The 14,681-nt window shown below is 68.5% G+C and carries 9 protein-coding genes and 2 pseudogenes; 6 read left to right on the top strand and 5 right to left on the bottom strand.

Translation table 11 applies throughout. The features are described 5' to 3' along the window. The first annotated feature begins 10 nt into the window (after nucleotides 1-10). Nucleotides 11-1,048, top strand: a complete 1,038-nt coding sequence (locus ACKTSN_RS28640) for a DNA-3-methyladenine glycosylase family protein (protein ID WP_409471743.1) — start codon at nucleotides 11-13, stop codon at nucleotides 1,046-1,048. 283 nt (nucleotides 1,049-1,331) lie between these two features. Here the strand turns inward: ACKTSN_RS28640 and ACKTSN_RS28635 are convergent, their stop codons facing one another. Then, nucleotides 1,332-2,414 (bottom strand): sugar phosphate nucleotidyltransferase, encoded by a 1,083-nt coding sequence (locus ACKTSN_RS28635; RefSeq protein WP_409471742.1) that lies wholly within the window; start codon nucleotides 2,412-2,414, stop codon nucleotides 1,332-1,334. Nucleotides 2,415-2,519: 105 nt separating this feature from the next. Then, nucleotides 2,520-3,917, bottom strand: a complete 1,398-nt coding sequence (locus ACKTSN_RS28630; RefSeq protein WP_409471741.1) for a peptidoglycan recognition protein family protein — start codon at nucleotides 3,915-3,917, stop codon at nucleotides 2,520-2,522. Nucleotides 3,918-4,028: 111 nt separating this feature from the next. On the opposite strand from ACKTSN_RS28630, the gene ACKTSN_RS28625 reads away from it, so the two are divergent. From ACKTSN_RS28625 to ACKTSN_RS28600, 5 genes and pseudogenes are all read left to right on the top strand, one after another. Next, the gene (locus ACKTSN_RS28625) at nucleotides 4,029-4,784 is read left to right on the top strand and encodes a TIGR03089 family protein (RefSeq protein WP_409471740.1); all 756 of its coding nucleotides are present in this window, start codon (nucleotides 4,029-4,031) and stop codon (nucleotides 4,782-4,784) included. 392 nt (nucleotides 4,785-5,176) lie between these two features. Beyond that, nucleotides 5,177-6,433, top strand: a complete 1,257-nt coding sequence (locus ACKTSN_RS28620; RefSeq protein WP_409471739.1) for an LCP family protein — start codon at nucleotides 5,177-5,179, stop codon at nucleotides 6,431-6,433. 249 nt (nucleotides 6,434-6,682) lie between these two features. Continuing rightward, nucleotides 6,683-8,422, top strand: a complete 1,740-nt coding sequence (locus ACKTSN_RS28615; protein WP_409471738.1) for an LCP family protein — start codon at nucleotides 6,683-6,685, stop codon at nucleotides 8,420-8,422. Nucleotides 8,423-8,808: 386 nt separating this feature from the next. Continuing rightward, nucleotides 8,809-10,452 carry an LCP family protein gene (locus ACKTSN_RS28610; protein ID WP_409471737.1) on the top strand — a complete coding sequence of 548 codons (1,644 nt, stop codon included), beginning with the start codon at nucleotides 8,809-8,811 and terminating at the stop codon, nucleotides 10,450-10,452. Nucleotides 10,453-10,700: 248 nt separating this feature from the next. Beyond that, nucleotides 10,701-11,930, top strand: a pseudogene (locus ACKTSN_RS28600) (IS701 family transposase). 363 nt (nucleotides 11,931-12,293) lie between these two features. Here the strand turns inward: ACKTSN_RS28600 and ACKTSN_RS28595 are convergent. The 3 genes and pseudogenes from ACKTSN_RS28595 to ACKTSN_RS28585 form a co-directional block, all read right to left on the bottom strand. After that, the gene (locus tag ACKTSN_RS28595; RefSeq protein ID WP_409471735.1) at nucleotides 12,294-13,199 is read right to left on the bottom strand and encodes a hypothetical protein; all 906 of its coding nucleotides are present in this window, start codon (nucleotides 13,197-13,199) and stop codon (nucleotides 12,294-12,296) included. Nucleotides 13,200-13,304: 105 nt separating this feature from the next. Next, nucleotides 13,305-13,751 (bottom strand): hypothetical protein, encoded by a 447-nt coding sequence (locus ACKTSN_RS28590; protein WP_409471734.1) that lies wholly within the window; start codon nucleotides 13,749-13,751, stop codon nucleotides 13,305-13,307. A gap of 138 nt (nucleotides 13,752-13,889) precedes the next feature. Further along, nucleotides 13,890-14,679, bottom strand: a pseudogene (locus ACKTSN_RS28585) (IS5 family transposase). Nucleotides 14,680-14,681 lie beyond the last annotated feature (2 nt).

Here is a 14,681-nt window from a genome sequence, read left to right as displayed (position 1 = left end):
GATCTCATTCGTGGCAGGACGTTTCGCCCCGCGGCCCACGCTCCCCCACAGCCTTAAGGGCGTGGGAGGAGCCCCCATGCCCGTGCGCGGTGGAGATGTCGTCGTGCCCGCGGGGGTGCCGCGGCCGACGGCGGCTGCGGCGGGGCGGGTACGGGTCTTGGTGCCGGACGGGCCGCTGGATCTGGGGCTGATGCTCGGGCCATTGCGGCGCGGGCCCGGGGATCCGACGTTCCGGGCGATGCCGGACGGGTCGGTGTGGCGGGCCAGCCGTACGCCGGTCGGGCCGGGGACGTTGCGGGTGTCCGTGCGGGGTGGGGAGGTACGCGGGGAGGCGTGGGGACCGGGGGCGGAGTGGCTGCTCGAGCAGTTGCCCGACCTGCTCGGGGCGTCGGACGATCCGTCCGTCTTCGTGCCGCGGCATCGGATCGTGGCGCTTGCGCGGCATCGGCGGCCGGGGTTGCGGCTGACCCGGACCGGGTTGGTACTGGAGTCCTTGATTCCGTCGATTCTGGAGCAGAAGGTCACGACCGATGAGGCGTATCGGGCATGGCGGTTGCTGGTGCGGAAGTTCGGGGAGCCGGCGCCGGGGCCCGTGCCGGGGCGGATGTGTGTGATGCCGACGCCGCGGACGTGGGCGCTGATTCCGTCATGGGAGTGGCATCGGGCCGGGGTCGACAACAAGCGGGCGTCCACGATCCTGCGTGCCGTGCGGGTTGCTGCGCGGCTGGAGGAGGCGGTGGGGATGGAGGCCCGGGCTGCGCAGGCGCGGTTGGAGGTTGTGCCGGGGGTGGGGCCCTGGACGTCGGCGGAGACCGTGCAGCGCAGTCATGGGGCGGCGGATGCGGTGACGGTGGGGGATCTGCATCTGCCGGGGATTGTGGGGTGGGCGTTGGCCGGGGATCGGGATGCGGACGATGCGGTGATGCTTGAGCTGCTGGAGCCGTATGCCGGGCAGCGGCATCGGGCGGCTCGGTTCGTTTTGCTGAGTGGGAAGGTGCCGCCGCGGAGGGCTCCGCGGATGCCGCGGGGGGATATCGGGCGGTTATAGGGGGCGCGGCGCTGGAGCTGACGCGGGGTGGGTCGCGCAGACCGGCGCTGACGGGGTGCCGCCCGCGCCCACCCGTGCCGACCCAGGCGGCACGACTGCCCGCGGACTGACGAGGTGGCTGGGTACCGCCCGCGCCTACCCGTGTCGCCCTGGGGGTCCCCCAGGCCCTTAAGACACTGGGGGAGGCACGACTGCCCGCCGACTGACGAGGTGGCGGGGTGCCGCCCGCGGGCTGACGGGTGGGGGCACGCGCCCGCGGGCTGGCGCGTGCCGCCCACCCCCGTTACTGATCCGACGAGAACCGCAGTGCCCCCGCTGGGATTTGGGCGTCGCACCAGACTCGGGCGCCGGATTGGAGTTCGTTGTCGGGGCCTATGATCGCGCCGTCGCCGATGACCGTGTCGGTGAGGACGGAGCGTTCGCCGATGCGGGCGCGGGTGCCGATGAGGGAGTCGGTGATGACGGCGCCGGGTTCGATGACGGCGCCGGGGAGGATCGTGCTGCCGAAGATGCGCGCGCCCTCGGCGACGAACGCGCCCTCTCCGACCACCGTGCCGCCCGCCAGCTTGGCGTCGGGTGCCACCCTTGCCGTCGGCAGGACCAGGCGGTCGCCGCAGCGGCCGGGGACCGCCGGGGACGGGGCGCGGCCCAGAACCAGGTCCGCCGAGCCGCGGACGAAGGCCGCCGGGGTGCCGAGGTCGAGCCAGTAGGTGGAGTCGACCATGCCCTGGAGGTGGGCGCCGGCCGCCAGGAGGTCGGGGAACGTCTCGCGTTCCACCGAGACCGGGCGGCCCGCCGGAATCGTGTCGATGACCGAGCGGCGGAAGACGTAGGCCCCCGCGTTGATCTGGTCGGTGACGATCTCCTCCGGCGTCTGCGGCTTCTCCAGGAAGGCGGTGACGCGACCGGACTCGTCCGTCGGGACCAGGCCGTAGGCCCGCGGATCGGTCACCTTCGTCAGGTGCAGGGAGACGTCCGCGCCCGTCGTCTCGTGCGTGCGCACCAGGGCACGGATGTCGAGGCCGGTGAGAATGTCGCCGTTGAAGATCAGGACCGGGTCGTCGGGTCCGGAGTGCAGCCGCGAGGCCACGTTGCGGATCGCGCCGCCCGTGCCGAGTGGCTCCTCCTCCGTGACGTACTCGATGTGCAGCCCCAGGTCCGAGCCGTCACCGAAGTACGGCTCGAAGACCTGGGCCAGATAGGACGTGGCCAGCACGATGTGCTCGACGCCCGCCGCTCTCGCTCTCGCCAGCTGATGCGTGAGGAACGGCACCCCCGCCGCCCTGACCATCGGCTTGGGCGTGTGCACCGTGAGCGGGCGCAGCCGGGTGCCCTTGCCGCCGACCAGGAGGATCGCTTCTGTCACCTGTCGTCTCTGCTTCCTGCCGGGACCGGCCGAACTGTGTTTCGGCCGGCCAGTGTATGCAGACCGTTGTCCGGCTCCTTCGACGGCCGTCGGTGTCGTGCGGCCTCAGGACCGCCCCTGGAAGCGCGCCGCCTGTGAGCGGATCGAGCCGAGCTTGCCGTAGAGGAGCCCTCCTGGGCAGTCCGTGAGGAAACCGTCCCGGTGACCGGAGATCACGTTCAGTCGTACGTTCTTGCCCTTTGCGTAGAGATTGCCACCGGCGGACTTCAGGTATGTCTTGCCACTGGGATTGCCTCCGTGCAGGCCCAGCTTCCAGGAGGCCAGCTGGCTGACGGCCGTCACCGTGGTGGCGGAGGGCCTGGTGGTGTTGAACGAGCCGATGACGGCGATCCCCGCGCTGTCGCTGTTGAAACCGAGGGTGTGGGCACCCATGACCGGGTTGGCCACGCCACCGGCGCGTCCCTCGTAGATGTTTCCGCACTTGTCGACGAGGAAGTTGTAGCCGATGTCCCGCCAGCCGTTGCTCACGACGTGGTAGCGGTAGATACCGCGGATGACGGACGGGGCCTGCGCGCAGGTGTAGTTGTTGCCGGTCGCCGTGTGGTGCACGAACGCGGCCTTGACCCGCTTCGTGTAGAGGAACGCCTTCTCCCGCAGCGACTCGTCCGCGCCCCAGCCGCGGCGGGTGACGATGGGCGGGCGCGGGCCGATGTACGGATTGGCCCGCTGCTCTTCGGTCAGCCCGTCAGCGTGCAGGGTGAGCAGTTCGTGCTGTGTCTGCGCCTGGTCCAGTGCCGGGATCTCGGTGGCGCCGAGCGGGGCGAGGTCGGAGTTGGGGGCGGAGGCGTCGGCCGTGTCCGGGCTCAGCGGTTCGGTCACGGGAGGGTCGGCGGGGGCGCCGCCGACGGGGGCCTCGACGGTGGATTCGGAGCCCGGGTCGACGAGTTCGAGGCGGAGGCCCGAGGGGAGCGGCGCCGGGGCGGTCCCGGCGGACTCGTCGGCCGACCGCACGCGCACCTCCACTCCGTCCGACTCACCCACCCACAGCGGTGCGGTGGCTCCGCGCACGCGGCCGGAGGTGCGTTCCTCCGAGCCCCGGTCAGGGGCGTGGTCGGCGTTGTGGGTCTCGACGTCCTGCCAGCCGGACCAGGCGCCGGTGGCTGCGGCACGGGTGCGGACCTGGACGCTGCCGTGCAGTTCGGTGTCGGGGTCGTCCCAGACGACGCCGAGGAGCGAGAAGGGCCGTACGTCCCGCGGGGTCAGGCCCTGTGCGGAGCCGAGGGTGCGGTCGTCGGCGAGGGGGGCGAGGGGCAGCGACTGGGTGCTGCCGGGGATACCGGGATCGGCGGCTCGCGCGGGCTGGGCGCCCGGTGCAGCGGCCGGCCTTGATATCTCGGTCGCCGTCGTCGTCGTGGTCAGGGTCAGCGGGAGGACGAGTGCGGCGGCGCAGGTGACGCCTATCGAGGAAGCGAGGAGTTTGCGCATGCCCCCGATCTTGGACATATCCATATGAATCTGTCCATTGGGGAATTGACGTGCCGTCGGGCCCCATTCGCCCGAACCGGTGAGCCCCGCCGCTCGATGCGCAGGCGGCCGCCCGCGTACGCTTGCCGGGTGAACGCCACCGATCGCACCCCTGCCGACCTGCTGCGTTCCGCGCTCGCCGCGGATCCCGCGCGCCCCCTGGTGACCTTCTACGACGACGCCACGGGCGAACGTGTCGAATTGTCCGTGGCCACCTTCGCCAATTGGGTGGCCAAGACCGCCAACCTCCTCCAGGACGGGATGTCCGCCGAGCCCGGTGACCGGGTCGCGCTACTGCTGCCCGCGCACTGGCAGACGGCGGTGTGGCTGCTGGCGTGTTCGTCGGTGGGCGTCCTCGCGGACATGGACGGCGATCCGGCGCGGGCCGACTTCGTGGTGGCCGGGCCCGGGCGGTTCCAGGACGGACTGGCGTGCGGCGGAGAGCGGTACGCGCTGTCGCTGGCACCGCTGGGACGTCGCTTCCCGGTGCCGCCCGAGGGGTACGCCGATTACGCCGTGGACGTGCCGAGCCACGGTGACCGTTTCGCGCCGTACGCGCCGGTCGACCCGGAGGCGCCCGCGCTGATCGTCGCCGGGGCGCAGTACACGGGGGCCGAGGTGGTGGAGCGGGCGCTGACCGACGCGCCCGGGCTGGATCTGACGGGGCCCGGTTCGCGGATCCTGTCCGCACTGCCGTACGACACCTGGGAGGGCCTCAGCGCCGGGCTCTACGCACCGCTCGTGACCGGCGGCTCGGTGGTGCTCTGCCGTCACCTGACGGAGCTGGGCGAGGAGGCCCTGGCCAAGCGGATCGAAAGCGAACGAGTCACGGCGACGGCCCGCTGAGCGCTCCGCTGGACGTCCGGTACGCCATCTGCGGGTGCGTCGTGGCTGGTCGCTCCCCCACTCTCGGCTCCTCCCCCACTCTCGGCTTCGCTCGAGCGGGGGGACCCCCATGAGCGGGGGACCCCCATCGCGGCGGAGCCGCATATCGGCACAGCCCCGCGCCCCTTGGGGGCACTGCCGAACCGCACCGGACTAGCCGCGCCCGTTCAGGGCCCGTCCGGAGAGCCGTCCTGTCCAGGGCAAGCGCAAGCGCGCCGCCCCCCACCCCCCCATCACCCATTCGGCCCTTCCCCGCCCGCGCCACCCTCCCGTCCGCGCCATGGTCGTAAGAGCAGCACGACATGCACGACTCGCTCGTACACGCTCGTACGCCATGAGGGGTGGATCCAGACGTGACGGACACCGCAGGCACGCCATCCGGAGGTCCGGACGACGACACGCCGGCGGCGGGCGGCGACAGAGCCCGGGGGCCGGAGGCCGGGGCGTCCGCATCCGGGACCGGGCTCATACGCAGGCGCCGGCGCAGATGGGCGCGGTACGGGTCCGTCGGGGTCGCCCTCCTCGCCATCGGGGCCATGGCCGCCGGATGGGCCCTCTACGCCAACCTGAACGGGAACATCACCCCCGACGAGGCCGCCGCCGCGGAGCTCGCGCGGTATGAGAAGGAGCGGCCCACCGCCCTGGTGCACGGCGCGCAGAACATACTGCTGATCGGGTCGGACTCCCGAGCGGGCGAGAACCGGCGTTACGGGCGCGACCCCGGGACCCAGCGGTCGGACACCACGATCCTGCTGCATCTGTCGGCCGGGCGGCGCAGCGCCACCGCCGTTTCGCTCCCCCGCGACCTGATGGTCGACATACCCAGCTGCCGGCGGTCGGACGGCAGCCATACCGAACCCACGTTCGCGATGTTCAACTACGCTTTCGAAAAAGGCGGTTCGGCCTGCACGATCCGAACGGTCGAGAAACTGACGGACATTCGTATCGACCACCACGCCGTCGTCGACTTCAGCGGCTTCAAGAAGATGGTCGACGCCGTCGGCGGCGTGCAGATCTGCCTGGCCGAGCCGATCCGGGACAAGGCCGCCAAGCTGCAGCTGCCCGCCGGCCGCGTGACGCTCAACGGCGAACAGGCACTCGGCTACGTCCGCGCCCGCAAGTCCCTCGGCGACGGCAGCGACACCGACCGGATGGAGCGTCAGCAGCGATTCCTCGCGGCACTGGTGAAGAAGGTGCGCAGCAACGACGTACTGCTCAACCCGGCGAAGCTCTATCCCGTGCTGGACGCGGCCACATCCGCGCTCACCACGGACCCGGGACTGGCGAGTCTGCGCGGTCTGTACGACCTCGTGCGCGGAGTGCGCGACATCCCCACCGAAAATGTGCAGTTCCTGACGGTTCCGCGAGAGTCGTATGTGCACAACTCCAATCGCGACCAACTGGTGGAGCCCGCCGCGGAGCGACTGTTCGAGCGGCTGCGCTCAGACGCCCCGGTCGAAGTCGCCCGAAACTTCGCGCGGGGTGACGGCAAGAACGCGCATGAGAACACCGATACGGAGTCGGACGGCTACAGCCTGTACGCCGATTCCGAGGTCTCCCCGGCCCCCACCTTCAGCGGGAACACAGCCGACGAGGACCACTGTCGGTAAAGTGCTCACCAAGTCGGCGAACTTTCGTTCCAGGAAATGGGCGGATTGCCCAGTTGTATGGACGTGGAATTTGTCACCGCCGTCGCTCGACGCTGAACTGGGCGGATAGTGTGAGCGCTCCGGTGCACCCGGCCCCCGGCCACGAAGTCCATTTCCGGGGGGTCGCGCACTGTGTACGAGGTTTGTACGAGACCGAGCGCCTCGAAGGGGGAAGGCGCCGCGTGGCCCCGACGGAGGATTCAGACAACCGTGGACGCGCAAGGCCGTGGGCGGGCGGACAACATCGACCCCGCAGACCAGTGGGTGCTCAACCCGAACACCGGCGAATACGAACTGCGACTGCCTGATTCCGGACCGCAGTCGACCGTGCCCCGACCGCGCAGAGCCGCCTCCCGTGGTGCCCGCGCAGAGCAGGTGCCGCGCGCCCGTACGGCGCCCGGCCGTGAGACCCATGACGTCCCCGGTCGCGAGATCCCGCCGCAGCGCAGGCGGCGCGGCGTGCCCAAGGCACCGGAACCGGGGCGGCGTGGGCGACGGCCGGCGAAGAAGTCGAAGGCCAAGAAGGCCGTGATGTGGACCGGCGGGACCATGGCGTTCGTGCTGGTCGCCGCCGGTACCGCAGGGTACTTCTACCTCAAGCACCTCGAGGGCAACGTCAACACGACGGACGTCGGTGACGTCGGCAACAGCGGCTTCAGCAAGGACGAGGCCTTCAACATCCTGCTCATCGGCACCGACAAGCGCACCGGCGCGGGCAACGAGGGCTACGGCGACAAGGGCAGTGTCGGCCATGCGGACACCACCCTGCTGCTGCACGTCGCCAAGGACCGGTCCAACGCGACCGTGCTGAGCATCCCCCGCGACCTGATCGTGGACATCCCGGACTGCCCGACCAAGCTGGAGGACGGCACCGAGGAGGTCATCCCGGGACTCCCGGGCGTCCGTTTCAACCGCAGCCTCGGCGAGAGTGGGCGGGACGCGGGCTGCACCTGGCGCACGGTGGAAGAGGCCACCGGCATCAAGGTCAACCACTTCATGATGGCGGACTTCAACGCCGTGAAGACGCTGACCACCGCGGTGGGCGGGGTCGACGTCTGTGTCGAGGAACCGGTCAACGACCCCGACTCCAAGCTCCAGTTGCCCGAAGGCAAGTCCACGGTCGAGGGCGAGGAGGCGCTGGCGTTCGTCCGGACCCGGCACGCCTGGGGCAACCAGGGCGACCTGGACCGCATCAAGGTGCAGCAGCAGTTCCTGGGCTCACTCATGCGCAAGATGTCCTCCAGCGACACCCTGACCAGCCCCACGAAGCTGGTGAAGCTGGCGGAGGCCGCCACCAACGCGCTCACCGTGGACAAGGGCATCGGCAAGGTCAGCACGCTCAAGGACGTGGCCCTGGAGCTGAAGAAGGTGCCGCCGAAGAACATCACGTTCCTGACGGTGCCGGTGAAGGACAACCCCGCCGAGACGGTCAAGGCGACGGTCGTCGTCGACGAGACGGCCGCACCCGAGGTCTTCGACGCGATCAAGAACGACGTGTCCTTCACCGAGGTCAAGCAGAAGAAGGAGCAGGAGAAGGCGGCCGTGGCCGCCCGCCTCAAGGGAACGAAGGCCGACCCCTCGGAGGTGCGCGTGCGGGTCCTCAACGGCGGCGCCGAGGACTACAGCGCACAGGCACAGTTGCTCTGGCTGCAGACCGAGGCGGGCGTGACCAAGTCCGAGAACGCCGGCAACGCGGACGCCGAGCAGGCCAAGACGACGCTGGAGTACGCACCCGACCAGGCGGACCAGGCACGCAGACTGGCCGACCTCATGGGCCTGAGCGGATCCGCGATGAAGCCGGGCAAGAGCGTCACCAACTCCCAGGGACTGCCGACGATGACACTCACGCTGGGAGAGGACTTCAAGGGAGCGGGCGTCTCGCTCACCGCTCCGACGAAGGCGCCGGACGTCAAGAAGACCACAGCGGACAAGGTTGAATGCGCCAGCTGAGTCGCTGCAGCAAGTGACCTGACGGGCCCGTCGCGCGTCCTACGGGGCGAGCGACGGGCCCCTGCCGGGTGCGGAGTTGGCCGGTACAAGTTCGGGATTGTTCGGCTGGGAACGCAACTGTGCGGGGCGCACGTTGGTCTGACAAGGGACACCGCTGTGTCGACTGCACGTCGGTCCGATGTCGACCGTACGTCGGGCCGGCAGCACGTGGCCGTGTCAGGGACGGATTTTGCCGACGCGCGGCCAACGCGGTCCGCCCACCGAGGTCTGACAGGTAGCGGCACGGTGTCGGACAGGGTGGTCTGACAGGGTTCGCCCCGCGTCGACCAGGGAGGTCCGGGCGCGGAGCGCGGCCTCGTCGGTAAAGGGTGCGGAAGGGCAGGGAGTTGGGGCAGAGCAGTGTGCAGGGGGAGGCACCCGCGGTCGAGGACACGATGTCCCTCACACCGCGGGGCCCGGACACGTCCGCCGAGGCCGGCCCGCACGGCGGAGGCGGGCGGCGCGGAGGGGGCCGCGGGACCGACCGGCAGCGCCGCAGACGGCGCGTCCTTCGCTGGTCGGCGACGGTTCTTGCGGTGGGGATACTGGGCACCGCGGGTGCCGGATACCTGTACTACCAGCACCTGAACAACAACATCCAGAAGGGCAAGCGCAGCAGCGGCAACTCCAAGGCGGAGAAGACGGAGCCGAACGCGGCCGGGCAGACGCCGTTGAACATCCTGCTGATCGGCTCCGACAGCCGTAACTCCGACGAGAACGTGAAACTCGGCGGCAGCAAGGACAACCGCGGCAACCCGCCGCTGGGTGACGTGCAGATGCTCATCCACCTGTCCGCGGACCGCAAAAGCGCCGCCGTGGTGAGCATTCCGCGCGACACCCGTGTCGACATCCCCAAGTGCACCGACCCAGAGACGGGCGACACGTACTCGGCGGCAAACGACATCATCAACACGTCGCTGGCCCGCGGCGGGGCCGGCTGCACGCTGGCGACCTGGCAGAACCTCACCGGCGTCTACATCGACCACTGGATGACGATCGACTTCGCGGGCGTGGTGAAGATGGCGGACGCCGTCGGCGGGGTCGAGGTCTGCGTGAACCAGAACGTCCATGACCGCCCGCTGCCCGGCGTGCCCGGTGGCTCCGGCCTGAAGTTGACGGAGGGCCCGCACAAGATCAAGGGCAAGGACGCGCTGCGGTGGCTGCGGACGCGGCACGCGTTCGGCAGCGACATCCAGCGGGCCAAGGCTCAGCACATGTACATGAGCTCCATGATCCGCGAGCTGCGCGGCCAGAACGTCTTCACCGACACCGGCCGGCTCATGGACCTGGCCGAGGCGGCCACGGACTCCCTGACGGTCTCCGAGGAGATCGGCACGGTCAAGAAGCTCTCCGACCTGGGCATGGAGCTGAAGTCCGTGCCGCCCAACCGCATCACCATGATGACCATGCCGTGGGCCGAGGACCCGCAGAACCGCAACCACGTGGTCCCGGACGGCGCCAACGCCGAGAAGGTGTGGGCGATGCTCCGCGACGACGTGCCCTTCGACAAGAACGGTTCGGGCAAGCCGTCCGGCAAGAAGCCCAAGGAGGTGGTCTCCTCCGACCCGGCCGCCCCGGACGGCGAGATCGGCGTGCTGGTGCAGAACGCCACGCAGTCCGACACGCTCGGGGTCGTCGACGGCCGTGCCAGCACGGTCGCGCAGGCCCTCGTGCAGCAGGGCTTCACCCTCGCGTCGGCCGACACCTCGGGTTCCTACGCCGAGGAGCGGACTGTCGTGCGCTATCCGAGCGCCGAGCTGGAGGGCGATGCCCAGCGAGTCGCCAAGTCGCTGCGGATTCCGCTGAGTTCGGTGAAGAGGTCGGCCGAGGTCTCCGGTGTCACCCTCATGGTGGGCGCCGACTGGCGCTCAGGTACGGCCTACCCGAAGCAGTCGCCGCCGAAGGCCGGTGACCTCCCCTCGAATGCCGACGCCCTGAACGGGGCGGACAGCGGCAAGTGCATGGACATTTACGAGCCCTACCGCTGGTAGTCGGCCAACGACTCCGGTGTGCCGCCGGGTTGATGGGGTTCGCCGCCAGGGACAGTGAACCCCTCACGCACGGCCACCAGCGGAACATCGCTGGCATCAACCGCTTACAGAGAAGTGAAGCTGAAGCGTGACGTGTGACGACCAACACATCTTGCATACCCAAAAACTTCATGACACGTACAGGTACTACAGCCGGAGATCTTGTGGCCGGGTCTGCGTGCCGTCGTTGACCGGGCATGATGCTGGGTGTGACGGCTGAGCAGATAGCCGGGTGGGATGCCGAACTGTCCGCGTTGACTGGTTCGTTGGGGTACTTGTTCAACCGGCCGGAGCCGCGTGTGGTGTTCGCGCAGTTCATCGAGGGGCTGCCGGCGGAGCTGCCGAGGAAGAACGGCTGGACGCTGTCGGAGCGGGCCGGGCATGTCACCGCGGACCGGATGCAGTAGCTGCTCAACGGCTCGGTGTGGGACGCCGACCGGCTGCGGGACGCGGTGCGCGACTACGTGGTGTCGCATCTGGGTAATCCGGATGCGTCGCTGGTCACCGACGGCACGCAGGCCCAGAAGAAGGGCACCAAGTCGGCTGGGGTGGCCTTCCAGCACTGCGGACTGACCGGGGACGTCCGCAACTGCCAGACGATGGTGATGCTCACCTACGCTGCTCCGGCCGGGCATGCCTTCATCGACCGCCGCCTGTACCTGCCCGGGGAATGGACCGCCGACCGTGAGCGGTGCCGCGAGGCCGGGGTGCCCGACCGGGTCGGCTTCGCCCCCAAGCCCGAGCTGGCCCTCGCCATGCTGGAGCAGGCCCTGGTGGCCGCCGTGCCGTTCACCTGGGTGCTGACCGACGCCGGCCACGGGCGCGATCCGCAGCTGCGGGCCTGGTGCCATGAGCGGGCCGTGCCCTATGTCTTCGGGGTCCCGGCCGACCTGCCCCTCGACGGCCCGCCCGGCCAGTCACGCCACCCGGCCGTGAAGCGCGCCGATGACCTGCTCCACTACGCCAAGGCCCGCGACCAGCGGGAACGCCGCTCCTGCGGCAACGGCGCCAAGGGCGAGCGGCTCTACGACTGGACCGCCTTCGCCGTCGAGGTCCAGGACGAGGAGCCGGCCGGCACCTTCACCCATTGGCTGGTGCTACGGCGATCTCTGCACCCGAACCGGCGCGGCAAGGACGGCCGGCTCCACCGTGAGATCGCCTACTTCCTCGTCCACGCGCCCGAGACCGCCACGGCCTCGGAGATCATCGCCCGGGCCGGCGGGCGGTGGCGGATCGAGGAGGCCAACGAGCTCGACAAGCAGCTCGTCGGCCTGGCGCAGTACCAGGTCCGCAAGCGGACCCCGTGGCACCGCCACGTCACCGCCTGCATGCCGGCCACCGCGTTCCTCACCATCCAACGCGCAGCGATCCCCGACCCGGAACACGCTCCCGAACCGGGAAAAGGCTCGAACCCCGACGAGAGCGAGGCCGCTGGCTGATCCCCGGACCGCTGCCGCGGCCCTCGGTCCACACCATCCGGCACTGCCTGGCCGCCACCCGGCTCAACCCCCACCATCCCGTCGAAACCACCCCGACCTGCGAGTTGTGGCGCCGTCTCCACCAGACCCGCGCGCTGGTCAGCCACTACCGACGCCGCGGCGACGCCCTCCCGCCCCGACTCCACACCTGGGCACAGCACCGACCGATCCCACCGATCACCGACCCTCAAGATCTCCGGCTGTAATACCAGCATGCCCGCAAACAGAAATCCCCGTTCTGAACGAGCAGAAAGGGTCCGTCAGCAAGCTGACGAACCCTCATGCAAGATCGAGGCTAACATCACCATCAGTGTCACGGCGCTGTCATCCACCCTGATCGATGATCTTGTCCGCTTCCGCCATGATCTGGGCCCTCTGCGCGTTCGCCTTCTCCAGGACCGACAGATGCTTCGCTATTTCCTTGTTCTGAATCTTGATCTCAACTTTCTGCCACGTGGAGATCAAATTGGTGGATGCTTTACAGGAATAATCGGCGGCCGCGATGCGCAGTTCTCTCGCGCTCGGCTTCGACGACCTCAGATCGGCCTTCGAAAGCGCCTGCAGTGGACCCGTGTATGAATATCCCTTCTTGGCCATGCAAGCCGACCAGTCCGCGGTGACCGCCTTCACCTTGGGATCCTTCAGAGACTCCATGAAGCTTTTACTGCTGATTTGCCGTGCGACCGGGGAGTCCAGAGAGCGGTTGCCGATGAGCTCTCTCCGGGCAACGGCAAGGCAACCCGACGGGCCGTTCATGGCAGCCTCCTGCTGAGCTGAAATTTTTGGAGGCGCAGTTGTACCGCCGAACCATGCAGGAGGGAGGTGATAGCCGTAAGTCAAAATATCGGCTTTGACGATCGGCCCATAGCGCCGCCCGACCTCATAGGGGTCGGGATAGCTTTGATGGCTTGCTGCACTCGTCGTCTGTTTTATTGGCGGAACGTTTCGCTGTCGCAAGCATGCATTTACTAGAATGGTGGTCGCAGGCCTGATTTCCGATATTTTACTCGGCGTCAGAAGATACTTCTGCACGGGCAATGGGAGCGGATTAGCCTCAACGTCGAGGGATGGCTGCGCGTGCCCGCCATGCGGCGGCCGCTGCGCGTGCCCCGTAGGCGCTGATCCTTGGGGATCATGGTCAGGACTGTCCCCGGAAGCGGCACAAGAGGAAAGCGCCAGCAGGGTGGCTGCGGCGCATGCCGTGGTGAAGATATTCTTGACGTATCGCATGATCCATCGATTCTTCGATCGCTCGACAGTCCGTAGCGAACCGCGGGTTGTACTAAACAGCTTGCCAGCCCTGGCTGAGGCAATCAGTCAGGGCTGGCGCATAGTTTACGGGCAGCCTGCCTTCAAGGAGGCGTTTTCGTTGTACGTGTACCAGAGCTGCCCATAGGAAGTATCGCCAAAATAGTCAATATTTCCGCCATAGTTGCTGTTGTAATAGACCCACATGGAACAATGGCTGCCGTAGATCTCCCCCGATGCGGCGTTATTCTTCACCGTCTGTCCCGCACCGGCACCGGAAGAGTCGAAGTAGTAGCCGGCGAGATCCGGTATTGCGAGCGTTACTTGGGCGCTACTGGCGTTGAAATAGCGGCTAAACTTGGCCCCGGACTGGCCCGAGTTATAGTAGAGGCATATGTGACTGTAGGCGCACCGACCGGTAGTCCCGTACGTATCCGACGAGTTATGAGTGTCGGCGAACGCGGCACCCTGCGCCGCCCCTAGGAAAGTTGTCAGAAATGCAGCGCCGGCGACGATGGCTCTCTTTATCTTCACTGAATGTCTCCGTTGTTGTGTACGCGCATGTCCATTTGCAAGATCACACACTACCGACCCGCAGCGATCGAAGTCAATGACTCGGAGGTGCGCTCGCGCATCATGCCCAGATTTCGGCGGCAACGAAATACGGGTAGCCTAAGAGGCTGTCTCATGTGGTGAGTTTTGCGAGCTTCTTGTAGCAGGTGAGGGCGGCTGCGAGGCGAGGAAGTGGGAGCCCTTTCGCTCGTACCGGACGGTGAGCCGGCGGTAGCCGAACAGCCAGGCGATCGACCGCTCGATCTTCCAGCGGTGTCGGCCGAGCCGCTCGCTCGATTCGATCCCGGAACGTGCGATGCGTGGGACGAGTCCGCGCTCGCGCAGCCAGGCGAGATGTTCGGCGGAGAAGTACGCCTAATAGGCACGCGTCGGGAGCGGACGGCGGGTATGCCGCGGATCAGCGGCTTGAGGGCCAGGCTGTCGTGGGTGTTCGCGCCGGACACCGCGACGGCGAGCGGGATGCCCTGGGCCTCGGACAGCACGTGCAGTTTGCTGCCCTTCTTGCCGCGATCGACCGGGTTCGGCCCGGTCAGCGTGCCCCCCTTTCAGCCCGGACCGAGGCGGCGTCGACGATCGCCGAGGCCCAGTCCGGTTCGCCCCGCGCACCGAGTTCGTCCAGGACCGCCCTGTGGAGCCGACGCCACAGCCCCGCCCGGGTCCACGCGGTGAACCGGCGGTGCGCCGTTGCGGGAGACACCCCGAACGTCTCCGGCAGATGCCGCCAGGCGCATCCGCTGGTCAGCACGTACACGACCGCCGTGAACACGGCCCGCTGGTCACACGGGGCGGTCCCGCCGCCCTGCGGACGGGAGTTGAACGGAGGCAGCAACGGGGCGACCAGTTCCCACAAGCCGTCAGGAACCAGCCGCTGCGACAGATCGACACCCACAA

This window comes from Streptomyces flavusporus, from assembly GCF_046267975.1.
Lineage (GTDB): Bacteria > Actinomycetota > Actinomycetes > Streptomycetales > Streptomycetaceae > Streptomyces > Streptomyces flavusporus.
Note: the sequence above shows the minus strand (reverse complement) of the source record. Positions and strands in the feature narration are given on the sequence as shown.